Annotated in this window: 17 protein-coding genes and 1 pseudogene; 9 read left to right on the forward strand and 9 right to left on the reverse strand. The window is 70.0% G+C overall.

Features of this window, described 5'->3' with window-relative positions; translation table 11 throughout:
* Window positions 1–128 precede the first annotated feature (128 nt).
* The 5 genes and pseudogenes from ABZ953_RS16825 to ABZ953_RS16845 form a co-directional block, all read right to left on the reverse strand.
* Window positions 129–1,408, reverse strand: a pseudogene (locus tag ABZ953_RS16825) (DUF58 domain-containing protein).
* A complete protein-coding gene (locus ABZ953_RS16830; RefSeq protein WP_361723588.1) occupies window positions 1,408–2,394 on the reverse strand; it encodes a MoxR family ATPase in 987 nt (328 codons plus the stop codon). The pseudogene ABZ953_RS16825 and the gene ABZ953_RS16830 overlap by 1 nt, the downstream one beginning before the upstream one ends.
* On the reverse strand, window positions 2,394–3,605 hold the full coding sequence (locus ABZ953_RS16835) for a DUF4350 domain-containing protein (RefSeq protein ID WP_361723590.1): 1,212 nt from the start codon (window positions 3,603–3,605) through the stop codon (window positions 2,394–2,396). Before ABZ953_RS16835 ends, ABZ953_RS16830 begins: the two co-directional genes overlap by 1 nt.
* Window positions 3,602–4,300, reverse strand: a complete 699-nt coding sequence (locus ABZ953_RS16840; RefSeq protein ID WP_361724329.1) for a DUF4129 domain-containing protein — start codon at window positions 4,298–4,300, stop codon at window positions 3,602–3,604. Before ABZ953_RS16840 ends, ABZ953_RS16835 begins: the two co-directional genes overlap by 4 nt.
* A gap of 52 nt (window positions 4,301–4,352) precedes the next feature.
* Window positions 4,353–5,627 carry a glycerophosphoryl diester phosphodiesterase membrane domain-containing protein gene (locus ABZ953_RS16845; protein WP_361723593.1) on the reverse strand — a complete coding sequence of 425 codons (1,275 nt, stop codon included), beginning with the start codon at window positions 5,625–5,627 and terminating at the stop codon, window positions 4,353–4,355.
* A gap of 140 nt (window positions 5,628–5,767) precedes the next feature.
* On the opposite strand from ABZ953_RS16845, the gene mtnA reads away from it, so the two are divergent.
* On the forward strand, window positions 5,768–6,925 hold the full coding sequence (gene mtnA / locus ABZ953_RS16850) for an S-methyl-5-thioribose-1-phosphate isomerase (RefSeq protein WP_361723596.1): 1,158 nt from the start codon (window positions 5,768–5,770) through the stop codon (window positions 6,923–6,925).
* Between the two features lie 87 nt (window positions 6,926–7,012).
* Here the strand turns inward: mtnA and ABZ953_RS16855 are convergent, their stop codons facing one another.
* Window positions 7,013–7,636, reverse strand: coding sequence for a tyrosine-type recombinase/integrase (locus ABZ953_RS16855; RefSeq protein ID WP_361723599.1), 624 nt, complete (start codon window positions 7,634–7,636; stop codon window positions 7,013–7,015).
* Between the two features lie 119 nt (window positions 7,637–7,755).
* On the opposite strand from ABZ953_RS16855, the gene ABZ953_RS16860 reads away from it, so the two are divergent.
* Complete coding sequence (locus ABZ953_RS16860; RefSeq protein WP_361723602.1) at window positions 7,756–8,292, forward strand: transcriptional regulator; 537 nt, start codon at window positions 7,756–7,758, stop codon at window positions 8,290–8,292.
* A 19-nt stretch (window positions 8,293–8,311) separates the two neighbouring features.
* Here the strand turns inward: ABZ953_RS16860 and ABZ953_RS16865 are convergent, their stop codons facing one another.
* Entirely contained in the window at window positions 8,312–8,926 is a 615-nt protein-coding gene (locus ABZ953_RS16865) for a nuclease-related domain-containing protein (RefSeq protein WP_361723605.1), read from the reverse strand.
* A 779-nt stretch (window positions 8,927–9,705) separates the two neighbouring features.
* On the opposite strand from ABZ953_RS16865, the gene mtrA reads away from it, so the two are divergent.
* The 6 genes from mtrA (at window position 9,706) to ABZ953_RS16895 (ending at window position 17,378) form a co-directional block, all read left to right on the forward strand.
* Window positions 9,706–10,395, forward strand: coding sequence for a two-component system response regulator MtrA (mtrA, locus tag ABZ953_RS16870; RefSeq protein ID WP_189176211.1), 690 nt, complete (start codon window positions 9,706–9,708; stop codon window positions 10,393–10,395).
* 1 nt (window position 10,396) lies between these two features.
* Window positions 10,397–12,508: an MtrAB system histidine kinase MtrB gene (gene mtrB / locus ABZ953_RS16875; protein WP_361723609.1), complete on the forward strand. Its 2,112-nt coding sequence runs from the start codon at window positions 10,397–10,399 to the stop codon at window positions 12,506–12,508.
* 97 nt (window positions 12,509–12,605) lie between these two features.
* On the forward strand, window positions 12,606–14,360 hold the full coding sequence (locus ABZ953_RS16880; protein ID WP_361724332.1) for an LpqB family beta-propeller domain-containing protein: 1,755 nt from the start codon (window positions 12,606–12,608) through the stop codon (window positions 14,358–14,360).
* A gap of 180 nt (window positions 14,361–14,540) precedes the next feature.
* On the forward strand, window positions 14,541–15,431 hold the full coding sequence (locus ABZ953_RS16885; RefSeq protein WP_361723612.1) for a ComF family protein: 891 nt from the start codon (window positions 14,541–14,543) through the stop codon (window positions 15,429–15,431).
* A 257-nt stretch (window positions 15,432–15,688) separates the two neighbouring features.
* Window positions 15,689–16,438 carry a ribosome-associated translation inhibitor RaiA gene (raiA, locus tag ABZ953_RS16890; RefSeq protein WP_361723615.1) on the forward strand — a complete coding sequence of 250 codons (750 nt, stop codon included), beginning with the start codon at window positions 15,689–15,691 and terminating at the stop codon, window positions 16,436–16,438.
* Window positions 16,439–16,634: 196 nt separating this feature from the next.
* On the forward strand, window positions 16,635–17,378 hold the full coding sequence (locus ABZ953_RS16895) for a response regulator transcription factor (protein WP_055568536.1): 744 nt from the start codon (window positions 16,635–16,637) through the stop codon (window positions 17,376–17,378).
* Between the two features lie 50 nt (window positions 17,379–17,428).
* Here ABZ953_RS16895 and ABZ953_RS16900 read toward each other — a convergent pair whose 3' ends face one another.
* Both ABZ953_RS16900 and ABZ953_RS16905 read right to left on the reverse strand, forming a co-directional pair.
* Window positions 17,429–18,592, reverse strand: a complete 1,164-nt coding sequence (locus ABZ953_RS16900) for a crosslink repair DNA glycosylase YcaQ family protein (protein ID WP_361723619.1) — start codon at window positions 18,590–18,592, stop codon at window positions 17,429–17,431.
* 95 nt (window positions 18,593–18,687) lie between these two features.
* A complete protein-coding gene (locus tag ABZ953_RS16905) occupies window positions 18,688–19,263 on the reverse strand; it encodes a GNAT family N-acetyltransferase (protein WP_361723622.1) in 576 nt (191 codons plus the stop codon).
* A gap of 223 nt (window positions 19,264–19,486) precedes the next feature.
* Here ABZ953_RS16905 and secA point away from each other — a divergent pair, with 223 nt between their 5' ends.
* Window positions 19,487–22,318 carry a preprotein translocase subunit SecA gene (secA, locus tag ABZ953_RS16910; RefSeq protein WP_361723625.1) on the forward strand — a complete coding sequence of 944 codons (2,832 nt, stop codon included), beginning with the start codon at window positions 19,487–19,489 and terminating at the stop codon, window positions 22,316–22,318.
* The last annotated feature ends 167 nt before the right edge of the window (window positions 22,319–22,485 follow it).

A 22,485-nucleotide genomic window follows, 5' to 3' on the forward strand; every position in this document is an offset into this window, starting at 1 on the left:
GGGGGACCCTGTGGGAGAGTAGGACGCCGCCGAACTAATTTTGATCGGGAAACCCCCGCACCTTATGGTGCGGGGGTTTTCTGCGTTCTAGGGGCAGGTAGGGGCCTGCATTATTGGCCGGGCTGAATTCAGAGGCGTCCTGCGGCCTTGAGGGAAAGGTATGCGTCTGCCAGAGCGGGCGCGAGGTCATGCGGGGTGGCGTCCACGACGGTGACGCCTCGGCGCCTGAGCTGTTCGGCTGTGCGGTGGCGTTCCGACTGGGCCTGCGCGGCCGCCGCGGCGTCGTAGACCGCTTCTGTGGTTCCGCGGGAGTTCGCCATCTTGTCGATGTGAGGATCGGCCACCGAGGCGACCAGGACCTTGTGGCGCTGGGTGAGGCGGGAGAGTACGGGGAGCAGGCCCTCTTCGATGGGGGCCGCGTCGAGGCTGGTGAGGAGCACGATCAGGGAACTGCGCGGAGCGGTTCGCAGGGCCGTCGAGGTGAGGCCCCGGGCATCTGTTTCGACGAGTTCCGGCTCCAATGTGGCCAGAGCGTTGACCACGGACGGGAGGACGTCGCCTGCTGACCGGCCCTGGACCAGGGCGCGCACTCGACGGTCGTAGGCGAGCAGATCCACGCGGTCGCCGGCGCGGGAAGCGAGGGCGGCGAGGAGCAGGGCGGCGTCCATGGAGGCGTCGAGGCGCGGCCGGTGTCGAGCACCAGGAGGATGTGACGGTCGCGTTCCGGGCGCCAGGTGCGGATCGCGACGCTGGACTGGCGGGCGGTGGCGCGCCAGTCGATGGAGCGGGTGTCGTCCCCGGGAACGTAGTCGCGGAGGCTGTCGAACTCGGTGCCCTGGCCTCGTGTGAGCACGCTGGTGCGGCCGTCGAGTTCGCGAAGGCGGGCCAGCTTGGAGGGCAGGTGCTTCCGGCTGGCGAAGGGTGGCAGGACGCGCAGGGTCCAGGGGACTTGGTGGCTGCCCTGTCGGGTGAAGAGGCCCAGGGGGCCGTACGAGCGGATGGTGACGCGGTCGGCCCGGTGGTCGCCCCGGCGCGTGGGGCGCAGTCGGGTCGTGAAGCGGCGGCGCTCGCCGGCCGGGACGGTCGAGCGGTGGCGGGACGCGGTGACTTCGGTGCCGGACTGCCAGCTGCTCGGGGGCCAGGCGTCGCGGAGCTCCGCGCGCAGGGGGTGGCGGGAGGGGTTGGTGACCGTGAGCTCGACGTCGGCGGTCTCGCCGAGGCGGACCGTGGTGTCGCCGGTGCGGGTCAGGCCGAGGCGGCGTACGGGAGCGGCCAGGGCGAAGTCGCAGGCACAGGCCAGGGCCAGCGGGGTGTTGACGGCGAGGATGCCGGTCCAGCTGGGGTCCCATAGGCCCACGGGGAGTGTGCCGAGGGCTGCCAGGAGGGCGGTGCGGCCGGTGAGTGCCATCAGCGGGGGACCGGGACGTGGGCGAGGATCGCGTTGATGACGGAGTCGGCGGTGACGCCCTCCATCTCGGCCTCCGGGCGGAGCTGGATCCGGTGGCGGAGGGTGGGGAGTGCCAGGGCTTTGACGTCGTCGGGGATGACGTAGTCGCGGCCGGTGAGCCAGGCCCAGGCGCGGGCCGTGGAGAGCAGGGCCGTGGCGCCTCGAGGGGAGACGCCGAGGGTGAGGGACGGGGAGTCGCGGGTGGCGCGGCACAGGTCCACCACGTACGCGGTGATCTCGGGGGAGATGGAGGTCTTGGCGACGGCGGCCCTGGCGGCTTCGAGGTCTGCAGGGCCCGCCACGGGGCGTACGCCGGCGGCGCGCAGGTCGCGCGGGTTGAAGCCTTGCGCGTGTCGGGTGAGCACGTCGATCTCGTCCTCGCGGGAGGGGAGGGGGACCGTCAGTTTGAGCAGGAAGCGGTCGAGCTGGGCTTCGGGGAGGGGGTACGTCCCCTCGTACTCGACGGGGTTCTGCGTGGCGGCGACCAGGAAGGGTTCGGGGAGGGGGCGCGGGGTGCCGTCGACGGTGACCTGGCGTTCTTCCATCGCTTCGAGGAGCGAGGACTGGGTCTTGGGCGGGGTCCGGTTGATCTCGTCGGCCAGGAGGAGGTTGGTGAAGACGGGGCCGGGCTGGAAGGAGAACTCCGTGGTGCGGGCGTCGTAGACGAGGGAGCCGGTGATGTCGCTCGGCATCAGGTCGGGGGTGAACTGGACGCGCTTGGTGTCGAGTTCGAGGCTCGCGGAGAGGGCGCGGACGAGCAGCGTTTTGGCCACCCCGGGGACTCCTTCGAGCAGGACATGGCCGCGGCAGAGGAGGGCGACGACGAGGCCGGTGACGGCGGGGTCCTGGCCGACCACGGCCTTGGAGATCTCGGCGCGCAGGGCTTCGAGGGAAGCGCGTGAGTCGCGGGGCTCTCCGGTGGGCCCGTTGTCAGTGGTCGGGTCCATCATGAGTGGCGTACCTCTCTTTCGAGGGCGTCGAGTTGGTCGGCGAGGGCGATGAGTGCTGCGTCGTTGCCGGGAGGTGGTCCGAAGAGGAGGGGGTGCAGTTCTTGGCCGGGGGTGCGGAGACGGGCCGTCAGGGCGGGGAGCAAGGTCTCGGGTGTGTGTGCCCGGCCGGGGGAGACGCCGACGAGGGGGGCGAGGCGGGTGCGGCCTGCGGTGCGTAGAGCTGCGGCTGCGCGGTCGCGGGCGTTGACCTTGCGGTAGAGGCGGGCGCGGCCTTCCACGGCTTCGGAGGCGCGGATGGCGACGGGGAGGCGTTCGGCGACGAGGGGGCCGAGGCGGCGGGCGCGCCACAGGGCGGCGAGTACGGCGGCGACGGCGAGTTGCAGGGTGCCCCAGAGCCAGCCGGAGGGGATCAGGTCGAAGAAGCTGCGGCGTTCGGAGTCGGTCGCGGCCCGGTCGTCGGCAGGTGAGGGGAGGTACCAGACCAAGTGGGGGGGGGAGCCGAGGAGTTGGAGGGCGAGTGAGGCGTTGCCCTGCTCGTCGAGTCGGTCGTTGTAGAGGATGTCGGGGGCGCCGAGGACGACGGTGTCGCCCTTTCCGTGGGGGGCGGGGAGATGCAGAAGGCTGGGGAGTCCGTCGCTGAGGTAGCAGGCCTCGGCGTCCGGAGCGAGGGTGTCGTAGCGGATGCCGCCCAGGTCGGCGCTGCCTGCGCGGCGGGCCGCCGGGAGGGCGCAGCCTGCGGAGAGGGTGGAGTCGGCGCTGGTGGTGGGCTCGGCGGTGACCCCGGGGGCGAGGTCACCGATCGAGCGGGTGCCCGGGGTGACGAGGATGGTGCGGCCGCCGGAGTTCTCGGTGGCCGAGTGGAGGCGGGAGCGCTGGCCTCCGGTGAGCAGGTCGGGGTCGGCCACGAGGAGGGTCGTGTCGGGACCGGCCGCGGCCCTGGCCTCTTCGGTGCTGGTGACGACGCGGGTGGACACGCCCTGGTCGGCGAGGAGTTCGGCGACGGCTCGGCTGCCCCGGCTGTCGGCGGAGCGCGGGTCGAGGCGGCCGTGCTGGGCGCTGGAGCGGACGGCGGCGATGGCGACGGCGGCCACGAGGAGGACGACCACGGCGAGGACGATGCCCCGGGAGCGGGTCCAGAGCTGGCGGGGCGTGGGGGTGATCGACGTCGAGGCCGCGGGCGGCTCCGTGGCGGGGCTTGGGCCGGTCATTCGGCGTTCCCCTGGGAGCTGTTGCTCGGCTGGGACCTGTTGCTCGGCGTGGTGTGGGCGGTGCTGGTCAGGACCGGCTTGGTGCGCCGCAGGTCGTGGTCGAGCTCGGCCAGGCGGAGGTACGTGGCTTGGTCCGCGGTGCGGCCGCCGTACGTGACGTCGTCGAACGCGTGGGCGGCGGCGCGGAGTCGGTCGGTGTGGGAGGGGAGGGTGCGGCCCGCCTCCGCTGCGGCTTCGTCGGCTGTGCGGCCGGGGCGGGGGTCGAGGAGCGCGCGTTCCTCCAGGGCGCGGACGACGGCGCGCATGCGTTCCTGCACGGCCTGGTTCCAGTGGGCCCTGCCGGCGTGGACTTCGGAGGCGGCGCGGTGTTCGGCGGCGCTGCGGGGGCGGTCGTCGAAGAGGGCGTGGGCTTCGGAGGCGGCGGCGCGGTGCGGGGTGCCCAGGCGCCACCAGAGGGCGACGATCACGAGTACGACGGCCAGGACGATGACCAGGAGCCCGAGTGCGCCGCCCGGGGTGGCCCCCGAGGCGGCGGAGAACAGGTCGTCGACCCAGCCCCAGAAGCGGTTCAGGGCCCGCTGGAAGAGGCTGGGGTCGTTCTCGTGGTACATCGGCTTGGACAGTTCGCGCTCGGCGGCCTCCCGCGCGGGGTCGCGCGGGATCGTCACCGGTGGGTCGTCGCCGGTGTGCGGCAGGAGCGGTGCGGCTCCGAGCCCCCTGCGTACTGCCCCCGCCGCGGTCACCGCATCAGCTCCCCGAGGAGCCGGGTGCGTGGGGAGTGTGGCCGGGGAGGCCTGCGGCGCGGGCGAGTTCGAGGTCGAGGGCCTCGCGCCGGATGCGCTGGTCGATGTAGAGGAGCACGGTGACGCCGGCCGTGATCGGGAACGTCAGCATGGAGCCGATGACCGAGCCGACGCCGCTGACGATCAGGAAGGTCCAGCCCAGTTCCCCGGTGCTGTCGAGGAAGCCGGTGACGCCGTCGCCGCTGACCGCCCCGGCGAGGAACGTGAACGGGATGACGATGATCGACGCCACGACGTTGGCGATGATCGCGGCGAGCAGCTGGATGCCGAAGACCCGCCACCAGGAGCCGTGGACCAGCTTGGCGGAGCGGGTCAGGGACTTCTTGATGCCCTGCTTCTCCAGCATGAGGGCCGGGGAGGCGAGCGAGAGGCGGACCACGATCCAGAGGGCGGCGACGGCCGCGGCGAGACCGCCGAGTACGGCGAGGGTCGCGCCGGCGTCGGACGGGCCCGCCAGCGCGATCAGCAGGCCGGGCAGGATGCCGACGGTGATGATCGCGGCGCCGATGAGCGGAATGAGCAGGGTCAGACCGAACAGCTTGGCGAGCTGGGGGCGGGAGTCCCGCCAGGCCTCCGTGGTGGTCACCGGCTTACCGAGCACGGCGCGACTGGTGACCATGGTGAGGAGGGCCGTCGCGACGATCGTGCCGAGCAGGGTGATCGCGAGGACCACTCCGGAGCTCAGCATCGTGTCGCCCATGGCGCGGGTCAGTTCTCCGACGGTCGCGCTCGGGTCGTCGAGGGCTTCGGTGTCGACGGACTCGTTGAGGACGAGTCCCTGGAGGAGGACGACGACGATCTCCGTGAGCACGGCGACGGTCAGCGAGATGCCGAGGACCGTGCGCCAGTGGGCGCGCATGGTCGACACCGCGCCGTCGAGGATCTCACCGACGCCGAGCGGGCGGAGCGGGATGACGCCGGGCTTGGCCGCGGGCGGCGGTCCCTGCCAGGCGCCCCAGCCGCGGTAGCCACCGGGGCCCGGGGGCTGGTTGCCCCAGCCGCCGCCCTGGCCGGGCGGAGGGGGCGGCGGAGGCGGGGTGGCGCCCGGGCCGGGGTTGCTGGGCGGGGACCACTGGGCGGGCGGCGGCTGCTCCTTGGACCACTTGGGCGGGCCGTCCTGCCGGCCGGCGTCCGCGGGCCCTTCGGCGTCCGGCCTGCCGGAGTCCTGTCCGTCGGAGGGGGCAGATCCGGGCGAGGCCCAGCCCGGAGTGTCGTTCATCGTCGCTCCTTCAAGGTGCCCGTCCGCGGGTGCGGCGGCAGGTTGGCAGCCATCGTGTCACGGTGGGCCCTCGAGGTGACCGGGCGCCGTAGCGGCTGTACACCTTCAATTGTCCGCGGGGTACGGGGCAGACTGGGCGGATGGCTGATCAGTACGCGCAATCCAGCGAGGACAACCGGCCGACCGGAATCCCGACGGTTCCCGCGATCCGATGGGACGACCCGCCCGAGGGCCCTGTGGTCGTCCTGCTCGACCAGACCAGGCTGCCGGGCGAGGAGATCGAGCTGGTGTGCACCGACGCACCGGCTCTCGTGGAGGCGATCAGGACGCTCGCGGTGCGAGGGGCGCCGCTGCTGGGCATCGCGGGGGCGTACGGCGTCGCGCTCGCCGCCGCCCGCGGCTTCGACGTGGACGTGGCGGCGGACTCCCTGGCGGGGGCGCGGCCCACCGCGGTCAATCTCGCGTACGGCGCACGACGGGCCCAGGCCGCGTATCGCGCGGCGGCCGCGGACGGTGCCGACGCCCGCACGGCGGCCGGTGCCGCGCTCGACGCGGCGCGGGCCCTGCACGCCGAGGACGCCGAGGCCAGCGGCCGGATGGCGGCTCACGGCCTGGCCCTGCTCGACGAGCTGTTGCCCGGCGGCGGGCACCGGATCCTGACGCACTGCAATACGGGGGCGCTGGTCTCCGGAGGGGAGGGCACGGCGTTCGCGGTGGCGCTCAAGGCGCACCGGCAGGGGAGTCTGCGCAGGCTGTGGGTGGACGAGACGAGGCCGCTGCTGCAGGGGGCCAGGCTCACCGCGTACGAGGCGGCGCGGAGCGGAATGGCGTACACCTTGCTTACGGACAACGCGGCGGGTTCGCTGTTCGCGGCGGGTGAGGTGGATGCCGTGCTGATCGGTGCCGACCGCATCGCGGCCGACGGTTCGGTGGCGAACAAGGTGGGGAGCTATCCGCTCGCTGTGCTGGCGCGGTATCACCATGTGCCGTTCATCGTGGTGGCTCCGGTGACCACCGTGGACCCGAGGACACCGAACGGGGCGGCCATCGAGGTCGAGCAGCGAGGCAGTCATGAAGTGACGGAGGTCACGGCACCGTATGTGCCGGTGATCGGGATGGAAGCGGGAGGCGGTATACCGGTGGCACCCCTCGGGACCCAGGCGTACAACCCCGCATTCGACGTGACGCCGCCCGAGTTGGTGACGGCGATTGTCACGGAAGAGGGCGTTCTGTCACCTGTGACAGCAGAGGGCCTTGCCGAGCTATGTGCCAGGTCACGCCAGGTAACGATTAGCTAATGGGATGTTGTCGGCCTGATCGACGAGAAGGGCCCCTCCACCTGCGGCGATTCGCAGGGAGAGGGGCCGTGACATCCAAGTCCTACATCAGTCGGTCTCCGGGGCCGTGTGCGCAGCCTCCAACTGTCGGATGCGCGCTGGCTGTCGCAACAGCCGGTCGAGCTGGGCAACTGCCTCGATGACGTCTGGGTCCAGAGCCTCAGCGTAGATGTCGAGGGTGGTCGCGATCCGGCTATGCCGCAGAATCGCCTTGATGACCCGAGGGTGCGCCTTGAGGTGCACCAGGAGCGTGCCGCAGGACTTGCGGAGCCCCTTGAGGTTCATCCTGCCGAGCTCTTCTGCCTTGATGACCCGTTTCAAGGTCAGGTAGAGGTTCTCTGCGAGAAGGGGCCGCCCGGTTCGTGTGACGAACACGTGATCTTCCGGGTCGTCGAACCAGGCGCGGCCCCGACCAATCGCGCGCTCCCGCAGCCACGCCGTGCGCATCCGAGTCCACCGAAGCGGTGCGATGCACTGAGCGGGGAGCGGCAGCGGAGCCTTCGACGTCTCGGACTTGAGATCCACGTCAACTGTGCCAGCGCTCGTTCGCTGCCGTTGCTGCTCGATCCAGACGACCCGGTTCTCCAAGTCGATGTCCACCCACCGCAAACCGCACACCTCCGCACGCCACAGGCCCAGCAGGCAGACCAACAAGAACGCCGGGTAGTACACCGTCAGACGCCGAAGCCGAGCTGTCCGGCGAGCCGCTCGGGGTCTTCGCCGGTATCTACCGCCTGGCCCACGCCTTCGTGCGGCTCAAGCACCTCGATCAGGCCGAGCATGCAACGACCATGGCGGTTAACGCACTTCAGCGGTACGTGACGGATCACGAGCCGACGCCGCAACACCTCTCTGTGCTGGGATCACTCCACCTGATGCTTGCGCTCATCCATGCGCGGGCCGGAGAGCGTACGACTGCGCGCGCGCAGATCAATAAAGCCCGGGAGGTTGCCACCCGGCTCGGAGAAGACCGGAACGACTTCAACTTGGAGTTCGGGCCCACGAACGTCGAGATCCAGGCCGTATCCACAGCCGTCGACCTCGGAGACGCTGGCGAAGCCCTCGACATCGGCGAGAGCCTCGATGCCAGCGGCCTCTCTGTGGAGCGCCGGGCACGACTCCTGATGGACCTCGGACGGGCTCACGCTCAACGGCGTCACTTCGGAGATGCCTTGGGCTGCCTGCTCGCGGCGGAGGAGTTGGCGCCGGAGATGATCCGCACACACATCGCAGCTCGTGACGTGATCAGGGAACTGATCCTCGTGGCCGGACGCGCGGTTTCCAACGACTTGCGGGCGCTGGCGGAGCGCACCGATGCCCTGGGCTGAGCCAGCGCAGATACCGCGATCAGGTCCAAGTCCGAGGGTCACGAGCAATCTCGTAGATCCTCGCGGCCTGGCCTGGTGGAAGTACCGGCGACAGGCCAGTCAGTGCCCTGCTCAAGTCCTTCACAGGCAGCACCAGCACCGGCGGAGCGGCGCCTTTGACGGTGACCTTGGCCGCGTCCACGACTGAGATCGTCGGCCGGACGGAGACGGGGAATCCGCAGGCTTGGGACAACACCCGTGCGACACGACGTGCCTCAGCCTGACTGATGCCAATGTGCCGAGTTGGGGACCCGTTGACCGTGATCGCACGATCCCCGTACCAGACGGATTTCCCCTTGTGGCGCTTCGAGTTGATGGTGAAGACCCCGGCGGGTCCGATCACCAGGTGGTCGATGTCGGAGCCGCTCGCCCACTGGACGGCATGTAACACGAACCAGCCGCGACGTTTCAGTCTGTCCAGCTTGCGCCCGGTCACGCGCTCCCCCACCAGTCCATTCGCCCAGGACCAGACCTCTGAGCCGCGATACCAGCGACCGAGCCACCGCATCAGGGCATTCGGTTGCAGATCCCGGATCTTCCTCCGCACCGCATCACCCGGACGATTCAGCGCCAAGTCCCCGTGCAAAGAAGCCATCCCACTCCCAAGTCGTAAGCCCTTCGCCCAGACGACCACGGAGGATCCATCAGTCCCAAGCCCGATACCGGCCATGAGCTGTTACAAGTTTCTCTACCTCATCAAGTTTCTCTACCTCATCAAGGCACCCGGCTGCGCTCCGCTCCGCTGGGCGGGCTCCCGGCTCCGCTCGGGGCGCCGCTCCTGCCTTCGGCCCGCTCCGCCCCGGCTGCGCCGACGCCCGCCCCCACATGGATAGAGCCCGGGGCCATAAGGCGAGCACCTGACGAACAGGGCCCCGGTCAGGGACATGCCTCCGGCGGGGGCGCAAGCGGCACCGGGATGGAGGGGGCGCCGCTTGCGAGTGCCGACCGAATGGGGTGAGCGTGGGGAGCTCCCATCCCGTCTGCCATCGACCCAGGCAGAGTCGAGCGGACGCGGCCCAGGGCGTCAAGGTCGTTCGTACAGTGGCGCGCTCCACCTTGACGCCCTGAACCACGCCCGCTCCACGGTGTGTGGGTCGACGGCAGACGGGATGGGAGCTGGGGTAGGTGGGTGGGCTGGGGAGTGGAGGTCGGGCGGACGGCAGGGATGCGGTCCGGCCTGAGCAGCACGGGCCCCGGCTCAGTTCGCGGCTCACCCTCCCCGCTCCGCATGACTGCATGCTTGGGTGGGGAGCTGACATCCGTTGCTGACATCAACAGCCACGGACCGCCGCAGACAGTAATGGCCTCATACGACTATCGTCACAGGCCAGTGACCTGCCTCACCAGCAGCCCAGTCACTGTTACGAGAATGGGATGATGTCAGGCATGAAGGGACGAGTCCTTGTCGTCGACGACGACACCGCACTGGCCGAGATGCTCGGGATTGTGCTGCGTGGTGAAGGTTTTGAGCCGTCGTTCGTAGCTGATGGCGACAAGGCGCTGGCCGCTTTCCGGGAGGCCAAGCCTGATCTTGTGCTGCTCGATTTGATGCTGCCGGGCCGTGACGGGATCGAGGTGTGCCGTCTGATCAGGGCGGAGTCCGGAGTGCCGATCGTCATGCTCACGGCTAAGAGCGACACCGTGGATGTGGTGGTCGGTCTGGAGTCCGGGGCGGATGACTACATCGTCAAGCCGTTCAAGCCGAAGGAGCTCGTGGCCCGGATCCGGGCGCGGCTGCGGAGGTCGGAGGAGCCCGCGCCGGAGCAGCTGGCCATAGGTGACCTGGTCATCGACGTGGCCGGGCACTCCGTCAAGCGGGACGGGCAGTCGATCGCGCTGACGCCGCTGGAGTTCGACCTGCTGGTCGCGCTGGCGCGCAAGCCGTGGCAGGTGTTCACGCGTGAGGTGCTGCTCGAGCAGGTCTGGGGCTATCGGCACGCGGCGGACACCCGCCTGGTGAACGTGCACGTACAGCGGCTCCGGTCGAAGGTCGAGCGCGACCCGGAGCGGCCGGAGATCGTGGTGACCGTCCGTGGCGTCGGTTACAAGGCCGGACCGAGCTGACGTGTCCCGGGACAGTTCTTCCCCGGCGCCCGGGAGTCAGAGGGCTCGCTCGGGGCGGACTGGACCGGCGTGGGGCGCGTCCCGGTTCGGGCGGCTCGCCGACGGCGGGCTGCTGCTGCAGGGCGGGGTTCAGGGCAGCCCCGTGCTGCGGCTCTTCGTGCGCTGGGTGCGCCGTCCGCTGCTGCCCGCGCTGCGGCTGTGGCGGCGCAACATCCAGCTGAAGGTCGTCGCGACGACCCTGCTGATGTCGCTCGGCGTGGTGCTCATGCTCGGCTTCGCCGTCATGAGCTCGGTGAACAACGGCCTGCTCAAGGCCAAGGTGAAGGCCTCGCAGAGCCAGGCCGACGGCGGCTTCAGGGCCGCGCAGGACAGTGTCAACGCCGCGCGGCAGAGCGCCGGTCAGGGGCAGGGCCAGGACGGCAGTACGGCCGACGGGCGCAATGCCGCCGTGTGGATGTCCGACCTCGTCGAGCAGCTCTCCAGCGGTGGGCAGAACGCGTTCGCCGTCGTGACGCTGAGCCCCACCTCCGCGGGCGACTCCGGAAGCGTACGGGGCTCGCGGGCCTCGGGCGGCGTCGAGCCGATCGTCAGCGTGCCCGAGGAACTGCGCCGCCAGGTCGACAACGGCACGGGCGTCTACCAGGCCAATACGCGCGTCATCTACGACGACGGTCGTGAGCCGCAGTCCGGTCTGGTGATCGGCAAGCGGCTGAACGACCTCAACGGCGATCCGTACCAGCTGTACTACCTCTTCCCGCTGACGCAGGAGGAGGAGTCGCTGAATCTCGTCAGGACGACCCTCGCGACCGCCGGGCTCTTCGTCGTGGTGCTTCTCGGGGCCATCGCCTGGCTCGTGGTGCGCCAGGTCGTCACGCCCGTCCGGATGGCCGCAGGCATTGCCGAGCGGCTCTCCGCCGGGCGCCTTCAGGAACGTATGAAGGTCACCGGAGAGGACGACATCGCACGGCTCGGTGAGGCCTTCAACAAGATGGCGCAGAACCTGCAGCTGAAGATCCAGCAGCTGGAGGAGTTGTCCAGGATGCAGCGGCGGTTCGTGTCGGACGTCTCGCACGAGCTGCGGACGCCGTTGACGACGGTGCGGATGGCCGCCGATGTCATTCATGAGGCGCGGGTGGACTTCGATCCGGTGACCGCGCGGTCGGCCGAGCTGCTCGCCGACCAGTTGGACCGGTTCGAGTCGCTGCTCGCCGATCTGCTGGAGATCAGCAGGTTCGACGCGAGGGCGGCGGCACTCGAGGCGGAGGCGATAGACCTCCGGGAGGTCGTACGCAGGGTCGTCGGCGGCGCCGAGATGCTCGCCGAACGCAAGGGCACGCACATACGGGTCGTCGGGGACCAGCAGCCCGTGGTCGCCGAGGCCGACGCCCGCCGGGTGGAGCGGGTGCTGCGCAACCTCGTCGTCAACGCCGTGGAGCACGGTGAGGGCAAGGACGTCGTGGTGCGGCTCGCCGCCGCGGGCGGTGCGGTCGCCGTGGCGGTACGGGACTACGGAGTGGGCCTGAAGCCCGGCGAGGCGACCCGGGTGTTCAGCCGCTTCTGGCGGGCGGACCCGGCACGCGCGCGTACCACCGGTGGGACGGGGCTCGGGCTCTCCATCGCTCTTGAGGACGCGCGGCTGCACGGCGGCTGGTTGCAGGCCTGGGGCGAGCCGGGCGGGGGTTCGCAGTTCAGGCTCACGTTGCCGAGGACGGCGGACGAGCCGCTGCGGGGCTCGCCGATACCGCTGGAGCCGGACGACTCGCGGCGCCACCGCGGGCTGAACGACGCGGGACTGCCCCTCGGGGGCGCGAACAAGCTGGCCACGGTTCCCGCGCAGGCGGCCGCGGCGGACTCCGAGAGCGCGTCGCCGCCCGTACCGGCGAGGGGGCCCATACCGCCGCGGCTCTTGCAGACCGGTCCCGTGGACCCGACGGCGCTGCCCGGCAGCGGGTCGCGGGTCGTGCCGCGCAGGCCGGTGGACGGCGATGAGCCGTCGGGCGAGGAGTCGGCGGGCGACGGAGCGAGTGCTGGTTCGGCCGGTGCTGGTTCAGGCGGGGCTGGTTCAGGCGGTGCTGGTTCGGACAGGGAAGAGGAGAGCACTCGTGGTCGCTGACCGTGCCGGGCGCGGCCGCCGTGCGGGCCGCAGGCGGGCGCTGCGCAGCGGACTGCTGCTCGGCGGCTGCGGAGTGCTCCTCGCCGGGTGCGCCTCGATGCCCGACAGCGGGAATCTGAAGTCCGTCGACACCTCGCAGCGCCCCGACTCGCAGTCCCAGGTCCGGGTCTACGCGATGCCGCCGCGTGAGGGCGCCCGCCCCGTGGAGATCGTGCAGGGCTTCCTGGAGGCGCTGACCAGCGATGACCCGAAGTTCGCGATGGCGCGCAAGTATCTGAGCAAGAAGGCGTCGCGCGCGTGGCACCCCGAGCAGTCCACGACGGTGCTCGCGGACGGCCCGAACACCGACGCGGGCAACGCGGGGAACGACGCCGAGGGCAGCCGACGCTACGCACTGACCGGCCGACAGGTCGCGAGGGTGGACGAGCAGCACGCGTACCGCCCCGAGGACGCGACGTACAGCCAGTCCGTGCACCTCAGCCAGGAGGGCGGTCCTGGCGGGAACGAGTGGCGCATCGACAAGCCGCCCACGGGCGTGGTGCTCGGTGAGTCGGACTTCCAGCGGATCTACCGGCCCGTCAACAAGTACTACTTCGCCGGGCCCGCGGGGGCGGGCGTGAGCGGCCGGACGGGGCTCGTCGCCGACCCCGTGTACATCCGCCAGCGCATCGACCCGCTGACGGAGACGGTCAGGACACTCCTTGAGGGGCCGACCAACTGGCTCGGTCTCGTGGTGAATTCGAGCTTCCCGAGCGGTACGGCGCTCAAGGACCCCGACAAATCGCTGACTCTGGACGACCAGAACAGGCTGACCGTGCAGCTGAACAGCCGGTCCGACGACGCCGGGCAGACCAAGTGCAAGGAGATGGCGGCGCAACTGCTCTTCACCCTGCAGGACTTGACGCCTTCAGGGGTCGAGCAGGTGACGTTGCAGCGTTCCAACGGTTCGATGCTCTGTGTCCTGAGTCAGGACCGGGCGGAGACCGTCGCGGCGCACCGCAGTGCGGACCGCCCCGACTACCAGTACTTCATCGACGAGAAGCACCGGCTGGTCCGGATGTCGGCCAACGCCGGGAGCGCGGTGGACCCGGAACCGGTGACGGGCGCCCTCGGCACCGGCGACCAGCCGCTGCGTTCGGCGGCGGTCTCGCGCGACGAGCAGCGTGCGGCCGGGGTGTCGCTCGACGGCAAGTCGCTGTACACGGGGTCGCTGCTCTCGGACGACCCGCTCGGCAAGGCGCATCTGCGCAGCAAGGCCACGTCGGAGGAGAACCGCCTCTCGACGCCCAGTTGGGACGGCCGGGGCAACCTGTGGGTGGCCGACCGTGACCCGAAGCGGCCGCGTCTGCTCTGGCTGGAGCAGGGCAAGGGCGATCCGGTCGAGATCGAGATCCCCGCTCTGGACGGGCGCGTTCAGGAAGTGCGGGTGTCGGGCGACGGCGTGCGCATCGCCCTGCTCGTGAAGAAGGGCGACAAGAAGTCCCTGTGGATCGGCAGGGCCGAGCGGAGCGCGGGCAAGGGGGAGCGGCCCGCCATCTCGGTCCTCGACCCCACTCCCGTGGCGCCGCAGATGGAAGAGGTCACGGCCATGTCGTGGGCGGGCGGTAGCCGTCTCGTGGTGGTCGGGCGGGAGACCGGCGGGGTGCAGCAGATCCGGTACGTGCAGAGCGACGGTTCGGTGCTGCCGGGCACCGCGTTGCCCGGCCTGACGGGAGTCGAGAAGATCGCGGCGTCCGATGACGAGCGGCAGCCGCTGGTGGCGCACTCGGACGACGGGATCGTGCGGCTGCCGACGGGGTCGCAGTGGCAGACGGTGGTGAAGGAAGGGATGGCTCCGGTCTATCCCGGGTGAGGACGTCCCGGCTGAGGTCCCGGGTGAGGACGTCCCGGCTGAGGTCCCGGGTGAGGCCCGGGTGAGGCCCGGGGTGAGGTCCGGCGCGTAGTTGTCCACAGGGGGTGTCCGGGGTTATCCACAGGGGTGGCCGCGCCGCCGCGGCCTTGGCACAGTGGTGGGCATGCGGGGGTGGTGGGCATGCGGGGCTGGTGGCAGGACCTCACCGACCTGGTGTTGCCGGCCGAGTGCGCGGGCTGCGGGGTGCCTCGGGCGGCGCTCTGCGACCGGTGCCGCGGCGTTCTGTGCGGGGCCGTGCCGCGCCGGGTGCGGCCGGTGCCGGAGCCGGCCGGGCTGCCGGTCGTGCATGCCGTCGCTCCGTACGAGGACGCTGTGCGGGCCGTCCTGCTCGCGCACAAGGAGCGGGGCGCCCTGGGGCTGGCGGGGCCGCTGGGGTCGGCGTTGGCCGAAGCCGTGTATGCCGGTCTGCCGGACCGAACCAGGGCCGAGGGTGATAAGTCACCACGATCGTGGGTACGCGGCACACAGGGTGGTCCACAGGGGCGCGTGATGCCGTTGTCGCTCGTTCCTGTGCCCTCGGCGCGGGCCGCTGTGCGGGCGCGCGGGCATGACCCGGTGCGGCGGATCGCGTTCGCCGCGGCGGCGGAGCTGCGGCGGGCGGGAATCCCGGCGCGGGTGCTCGCGGTGCTCCGTCAACGGCGCGCGGTGGCCGATCAGTCGGGGCTCGACTCCCGGCAGCGGCAGGCCAATCTGGCGGGTGCCCTCGAGGTGGCCGCGGGGAGTGGGCGGCTGCTCGGGGGAGGTGGCCAGGTCGTGGTCGTGGATGACCTCATGACCACCGGTGCCTCTCTGGCGGAGGCCGCCCGGGCATTACGTGCCTTAGGCACGGAAGAGAGAGCGGGAGTGGAGACGCGTGCGGAGTCACCGGCACAGTCGGCACAGACACACGGGGTGAACGGACGAGAACGGGGAACGGGGGCCGTACGAAGCCCGGTATTGGGCGGTGAGAACGCGATCTGTGCAGCCGTTGTCGCTGCGTCACCGGATTCCTTCGTAATAAACCGGAACTGACTGAGAACTTGCATCGTTGCAGGTGATGAGAGGGTCAATACACCTGAATGGAGGTACGCGGCAGTAGAGGGTGACGACTTCCCTCCGGGCGAGATATGTTCGGTTGTGAGGAATGGCGGACGCCGTCCCTCGCATATCGGAATGCCGGCCTGCGGGTTTTTCGCAATCACCCCGGCCGGTGGGGTGGAGATCTTGCCCACGGGGGAGGAGGAGGTGGAAGTCACCGAGTCCGAGGCTCCGGGAGTCACCGGGGTCTGGTGCAAAAGGGAGATGCTCCGCCGCCGAAGCGGAGCGATCCGGGAACGGAGTTCTGCGTGGACATCGTCGTCAAGGGCCGCAAGACCGAGGTACCCGAGCGGTTCCGCAAGCACGTGGCCGAGAAGCTGAAGCTGGACAAGATCCAGAAGCTCGACGGCAAGGTGATCAGCCTCGACGTCGAGGTGTCCAAGGAAACCAATCCGCGTCAGGCCGACCGTTCCGACCGTGTGGAGATCACCCTCCGCTCGCGCGGGCCCGTAATCCGCGCGGAGGCCTCGGCAGCCGATCCGTACGCGGCGCTGGACCTGGCCACGGCCAAGCTCGACGCGCGACTGCGCAAGGAACACGAGAAGCGCCACAACCGGCGAGGCAACGGCAGGCTCTCCGCCGCCGAAGTCGCCGAGCGTGTCCCGGACGCCGCAACCCTCAACGGGGACGGCTCCATCGCACGCGACGAAGAGCCCGACGGCGTGCCGGTCAAGAAGATCGGCTCCCTGGAGATCCAGGGCGAAGGTCCGCTCGTGGTCCGGGAGAAGACGCACGTCGCGGCCCCCATGTCACTCGACCAGGCGCTCTACGAGATGGAACTGGTCGGACACGACTTCTATCTGTTCGTCGACTCCGAGTCCAAGGAACCGAGCGTCGTCTACCGACGGCACGCCTATGACTACGGCGTCATCCGGCTCAACACCGACCCCATGGTCGCCAAGGCCGAGTCCGCCGGTGGCGGCGGAGCCCTCGGCGGCTGACCCACTGCCCCCATGACAGCCGAGGTCGTGCCCCTGGAGCGCCTGTGCGCCCCCAGGGGCACCACCGTGCGCCCAGTGCGCGCACCGCACCGGCGCTGGGCATGAAAGCATGGGCGGGCCGGTCAACCGGTGTGCTGTCGCCTGGGGTTGGCGCAGCAGAGGCACAACAGGCCGCGGCCTTCATGGGGGAGGAACGATGGCGGACAGCTTCGGACCGATGCGTCACGAGGGTGCCGGGGACGGCATCGGCATCGGCACGGACGCGGGCGCCCCACGCAAGGAGCCCATCAGGGTCCTTGTGGTGGATGACCACGCCCTCTTCCGCCGGGGCCTGGAGATCGTCCTCGCCGCCGAGGAGGACATCCAGGTGGTCGGAGAGGCGGGCGACGGCGCCGAGGCGGTGGACAAGGCCGCCGATCTGCTGCCCGACATCGTGCTCATGGACGTACGGATGCCCAAGCGCGGCGGCATCGAGGCGTGCACCTCCATCAAGGAGGTGGCGCCCAGCGCCAAGATCATCATGCTGACGATCAGCGACGAGGAGGCCGACCTCTACGACGCGATCAAGGCGGGCGCGACCGGCTATCTCCTCAAGGAGATCTCCACGGACGAGGTGGCCACGGCGATCCGTGCGGTGGCCGACGGGCAGTCGCAGATCAGCCCCTCGATGGCGTCCAAGCTGCTCACCGAGTTCAAGTCGATGATCCAGCGCACCGACGAGCGCAGACTGGTGCCCGCGCCGCGGTTGACCGACCGTGAGCTGGAAGTCCTGAAGCTGGTCGCCACGGGGATGAACAACCGCGACATCGCCAAGGAGCTGTTCATCTCCGAGAACACCGTGAAGAACCACGTGCGCAACATCCTGGAGAAGCTGCAGCTGCACTCCAGGATGGAGGCCGTCGTCTACGCGATGCGGGAGAAGATCCTCGAGATCCGATGACCGGTTGAACGGGCTGACCGCTTGAACGGGCCGACCGGTTGAACCGGCCGCTAGCCGACCGCGGCGGTCAGCGCTGCCGTCAGCTCCGGGCGGTCCACCCGCTCCACCCGCACCGAGTCGCAGCCGACCCAGGACGCCGCTTCGAGCAGCGCCTGGGCCATCGGGGCGACCGCCTTCGGGCCGTCCAGCGAGACCTGCCTGGCCACCAGCGTGCGGCCCTCGCGCGCGGGGTCGACCCGGCCCAGGAGCCTGCCGCCCGCGAGCAGCGGCATCGCGAAATAGCCGTGGATCCGCTTCGGCTTGGGCACATACGCCTCCAGGCGGTGCGTGAAACCGAAGATCCGCTCCGTGCGCGCCCGCTCCCAGACCAGCGAGTCGAAGGGGGACAGGAGCGTCGTGCGGTGCCGGCCGCGGGGCGTCGTCTCCAGGGCCTTCGGGTCCGCCCAGGCCTGCTTGGCCCAGCCCCGCACTGTCACCGGCACCAGGCCCGAATCGGCGACCACCGCGTCGAACTGCTCGCCCTTGAGGCGGTGGTAGTCGGCGATGTCCGCGCGCGTCCCGACGCCCAGCGCCTCACCGGCCAGGCGGACCAGGCGGCGCAGGCACTCCGCGTCGGTCAGGTCGTCGTGGAGCAGTGTGTCGGGGACGGCGCGCTCGGCCAGGTCGTACACCCGCTTCCAGGAGCGGCGCTCCGTGCACACCACCTCGCCGTACATCAGCGCCCGCTCGACCGCGATCTTCGACTCGGACCAGTCCCACCACTCGCCCTTGTTCTTCGCGCCGCCCAACTCCGTGGCGGTGAGCGGTCCTTCGGTGCGCAGCTGCTTGATGACCTGCTCGTACGCACCGCTGGAAAGGTCGTGGTGCCAGTGCGGGCGGGTGCGGTAGGCGCGGCGGCGGAAGGCGAAGTGCGGCCACTCCTCGATGGGGAGGATGCACGCGGCGTGCGACCAGTATTCAAAGGCGTGCTCCTGCGTCCAGTACGCCGCCTCCACGGTGTCGCGGCCCACGGCGCCCAGGCGCGCGTACGGAATGAGTTCGTGCGAGCGGGCCAGGACCGAGATGGTGTCGAGCTGGACCGCGCCGAGGTGGCGCAGGACGCCCCGCACACCGGACCTGCGGTCCGGGGCCCCCAGGAAACCCTGGGCACGCAGGACGATGCGGCGGGCCTCGTCGGCGGAGAGTTCGGTGGCGGGACTCGGCAGGCTCGTCATGGTCGAAACGATAGGGGGAGGCACTGACAGCGCCCCCGCAGGCAAGCGTCAGACGCTCCCCGCAGGCGAGCGGCAGACGCTCCGCGCGGGCAGATTCAGACGCTCCTCGCGGGCAGATAGGGCAGCGGCGAGTGCACGTCGAGGTCCGAGGGGAGCAGGGCGCCGATCCAGCAGTCACGCAGGGTGCCCTTGTTCAGCAGGCCCGCGCGGAGCGTGCCCTCGACCCGGAAACCGGCCCTCTCCACCACGGCCCGCGAGCCGGTGTTGCCGACCTCCGCACGCCACTCCAGACGGGTGCAGCGCAGCTCCGTGAAGGCCCAGCGCGCGAGGCCGAGCACGGCCTCCGTCATGTAGCCGCGGCCGCGGTGCTCCTTGGCCGTCCAGTAGCCGACCTCCCAGGTGCCCGAGCGCGGGTGGTGCAGGCTGGCGGCGGCGAGCAGCGGGCCGCCCTCCAGGGGGCGTACGGCGAACGTGTACTCCAGGTCGTTGCGCCAGTCGTCCGGGACGATGCGGTGGATGAACGTCTCGGCGTCCACGCGCGCGTACGGCGACGGAATGGTCGTCCAGCGCTGGATGTCCGGGTCCTGGCAGGCCGCGTAGGTCTCGTCGATGTCCTCGGGCGTGAAGGCGCGCAGGAACAGACGTTCGGTGGTGAGAGTGACGGGCTCCATCAATCGATTCTGCTGGGGCGGAGCCCTCGGGGCCAGCGGTTTACGGGCTTTCGTGATCACCATTCACAGGGCACTCACGGGCGTGACCCGGCACCTTCGGCGCTCCTCGCCCGTTGACCTCATGGCAGCCCTCCCGGCGCAGGCCGGCTCTCGCATACGATGGCCGTTGCCCGACGAGTAAAACCGACCATGCCAGGCCCGACCGGCAAGGAGACCAACCCCCGTGTCCGTCCTCTCAAAGATCATGCGTGCAGGCGAAGGCAAGATCCTGCGCAAGCTGCACCGCATCGCGGACCAGGTCAACTCCATCGAAGAGGACTTCGTCAGCCTCTCCGACGCCGAGCTGCGCGCGCTGACCCAGGAGTACAAGGAGCGTTACGCCGACGGCGAGACGCTCGACGACCTGATGCCCGAGGCCTTCGCGACCGTCCGTGAGGCCGCCAAGCGCGTCCTGGGCCAGCGTCACTACGACGTCCAGATGATGGGCGGCGCCGCGCTGCACATGGGCTTTGTCGCCGAGATGAAGACCGGTGAGGGCAAGACCCTCGTCGGCACGCTCCCCGCGTATCTGAACGCCCTCTCCGGCAAGGGCGTCCACCTCATCACGGTCAACGACTACCTGGCCGAGCGCGACTCCGAAATGATGGGCCGCGTCCACAAGTTCCTGGGCCTGGAGGTCGGCTGCATCCTGGCCAACATGACCCCGGCCCAGCGCCGCGAGCAGTACGCGTGCGACATCACGTACGGCACGAACAACGAATTCGGCTTCGACTACCTCCGCGACAACATGGCGTGGTCGCAGGAGGAGCTCGTGCAGCGCGGCCACAACTTCGCGATCGTCGACGAGGTCGACTCGATCCTCGTCGACGAGGCCCGTACGCCGCTGATCATCTCCGGCCCCGCCGACCAGGCCACCAAGTGGTACGGCGACTTCGCCAAGCTGGTCACCCGCCTCACCAAGGGTGAGCCCGGCAACCAGCTCAAGGGCATCGAGGAGACCGGGGACTACGAGGTCGACGAGAAGAAGCGCACCGTCGCCATCCACGAGCCCGGCGTCGCCAAGGTCGAGGACTGGCTCGGCATCGACAATCTGTACGAGTCGGTGAACACGCCTCTGGTGGGTTACCTCAACAACGCCATCAAGGCCAAGGAACTCTTCAAGAAGGACAAGGACTACGTCGTCATCGACGGCGAAGTCATGATCGTCGACGAGCACACCGGCCGTATCCTCGCCGGCCGCCGCTACAACGAGGGCATGCACCAGGCGATCGAGGCGAAGGAAGGGGTGGACATCAAGGACGAGAACCAGACCCTTGCGACCATCACCCTCCAGAACTTCTTCCGCCTCTACAAGCGCGAGGGTTACGACAGCGGCCTCTCCGGCATGACCGGTACGGCCATGACCGAGGCCGCCGAGTTCCACCAGATCTACAAGCTGGGCGTCGTGCCGATCCCGACGAACCGGCCGATGGTCCGCGCCGACCAGTCCGACCTGATCTACCGCACCGAGGTCGCGAAGTTCGCCGCCGTCGTCGACGACATCGCGGAGAAGCACGAGAAGGGCCAGCCGATCCTGGTCGGCACCACCTCCGTCGAGAAGTCCGAGTACCTCTCGCAGCAGCTCTCCAAGCGCGGCGTCCAGCACGAGGTGCTGAACGCCAAGCAGCACGACCGTGAGGCGCCGATCATCGCCCAGGCGGGCCGCAAGGGCGCCGTCACCGTCGCCACGAACATGGCCGGACGAGGCACCGACATCAAGCTCGGCGGCAACCCCGACGACCTCGCGGAGGCGGAGCTGCGCCAGCGTGGTCTCGACCCCGTCGAGCACGTCGAGGAGTGGGCCGCCGCGCTGCCCGCCGCCATGGAGAAGGCCGAGCGCTCCGTGAAGGCGGAGTTCGAGGAGGTCAAGGACCTGGGCGGGCTTTACGTCCTCGGCACCGAGCGCCACGAGTCGCGCCGCATCGACAACCAGCTGCGCGGTCGTTCCGGCCGTCAGGGCGACCCGGGCGAGTCCCGGTTCTACCTCTCGCTCGGTGACGACCTGATGCGCCTGTTCAAGGCGCAGATGGTCGAGCGCGTGATGGCCATGGCGAACGTGCCGGACGACGTGCCGATCGAGAACAAGATGGTCACCCGTGCCATCGCCTCCGCGCAGTCGCAGGTCGAGCAGCAGAACTTCGAGACCCGTAAGAACGTCCTCAAGTACGACGAGGTCCTCAACCGCCAGCGCGAGGTCATCTACGGAGAGCGTCGCCGCGTCCTGGAGGGCGAGGATCTGCAGGAGCAGATCACGCACTTCATGGACGACACCATCGACGCGTACATCTCCGCCGAGACCGCTGAGGGCTTCGCCGAGGAGTGGGACCTGGACCGGCTGTGGGGCGCCTTCAAGCAGCTCTACCCCGTCAAGGTCACCGTCGAGGAGCTGGAGGAGGACGCGGGCGACCGTGCGGGCCTCACCGCCGAGTTCATCTCCGAGTCCATCAAGGACGACATCCACCAGCAGTACGAGGCGCGTGAGGGCCAGCTCGGCTCCGACATCATGCGTGAGCTGGAGCGGCGCGTCGTCCTCTCGGTCCTCGACCGCAAGTGGCGCGAGCACCTCTACGAGATGGACTACCTCCAGGAGGGCATCGGCCTCCGCGCCATGGCGCAGAAGGACCCGCTGGTCGAGTACCAGCGCGAGGGCTTCGACATGTTCAACGCCATGATGGACGGCATCAAGGAAGAGTCCGTCGGCTACCTGTTCAACCTGGAGGTCCAGGTCGAGCAGCAGGTCGAGGAGGTTCCCGTCGAGGACGCGGCGCCTTCGCTGACCAAGGCCGGAACGCAGGACGCGGTGCCCGCGGGCGCCTCCCGTCCGGAGATCCACGCCAAGGGCCTTGAGGCTCCGCAGCGGCCCGACCGCCTGCACTTCCAGGCGCCGAACGCCGAGGGTGGCGTCGACGAGGGCGACTTCGCCACGGACGGCGAGGGCGCCCGGTCCGAGTCGGACGGCATGACCCGCGCGGAGCGGCGCAAGGCGCAGAAGGGCGGCAGGCGGCGCAAGAAGTAGCGCTGTCGCTGTCGCTTTGACGTGAGGTCGCTGCGACGTGAGCTGTCGCTGTGACGTGAGCCGTCGCCGTGACGTGACGTGACTGGAGGGGCCGGACTTCTGTCCGGCCCCTTCGGCGTGCTCGGCCCCTTCGGCGTGCCCGGCCCCTTCGGCGTGCCGTGCCGGGT

Source organism: Streptomyces sp. NPDC046465, from assembly GCF_040646035.1.
Classification (GTDB): domain Bacteria; phylum Actinomycetota; class Actinomycetes; order Streptomycetales; family Streptomycetaceae; genus Streptomyces.

Excerpts from the sequence above, each read along its gene's own strand:
- ABZ953_RS16830 (WP_361723588.1), bottom strand. The coding sequence starts at position 2,394 with ATGGACCCGACCACTGACAACGGGCCCACCGGAGAGCCCCGCGACTCA.
- ABZ953_RS16835 (WP_361723590.1), bottom strand. The coding sequence starts at position 3,605 with ATGACCGGCCCAAGCCCCGCCACGGAGCCGCCCGCGGCCTCGACGTCG.
- ABZ953_RS16845 (WP_361723593.1), bottom strand. The coding sequence starts at position 5,627 with ATGAACGACACTCCGGGCTGGGCCTCGCCCGGATCTGCCCCCTCCGAC.
- mtnA (WP_361723596.1), top strand. The coding sequence starts at position 5,768 with ATGGCTGATCAGTACGCGCAATCCAGCGAGGACAACCGGCCGACCGGA.
- ABZ953_RS16860 (WP_361723602.1), top strand. The coding sequence starts at position 7,756 with ATGGCGGTTAACGCACTTCAGCGGTACGTGACGGATCACGAGCCGACG.
- ABZ953_RS16865 (WP_361723605.1), bottom strand. The coding sequence starts at position 8,926 with ATGGCTTCTTTGCACGGGGACTTGGCGCTGAATCGTCCGGGTGATGCG.
- mtrA (WP_189176211.1), top strand. The coding sequence starts at position 9,706 with ATGATGTCAGGCATGAAGGGACGAGTCCTTGTCGTCGACGACGACACC.
- ABZ953_RS16880 (WP_361724332.1), top strand. The coding sequence starts at position 12,606 with ATGCCCGACAGCGGGAATCTGAAGTCCGTCGACACCTCGCAGCGCCCC.
- ABZ953_RS16885 (WP_361723612.1), top strand. The coding sequence starts at position 14,541 with ATGCGGGGCTGGTGGCAGGACCTCACCGACCTGGTGTTGCCGGCCGAG.
- ABZ953_RS16895 (WP_055568536.1), top strand. The coding sequence starts at position 16,635 with ATGGCGGACAGCTTCGGACCGATGCGTCACGAGGGTGCCGGGGACGGC.
- ABZ953_RS16900 (WP_361723619.1), bottom strand. The coding sequence starts at position 18,592 with ATGACGAGCCTGCCGAGTCCCGCCACCGAACTCTCCGCCGACGAGGCC.
- ABZ953_RS16905 (WP_361723622.1), bottom strand. The coding sequence starts at position 19,263 with ATGGAGCCCGTCACTCTCACCACCGAACGTCTGTTCCTGCGCGCCTTC.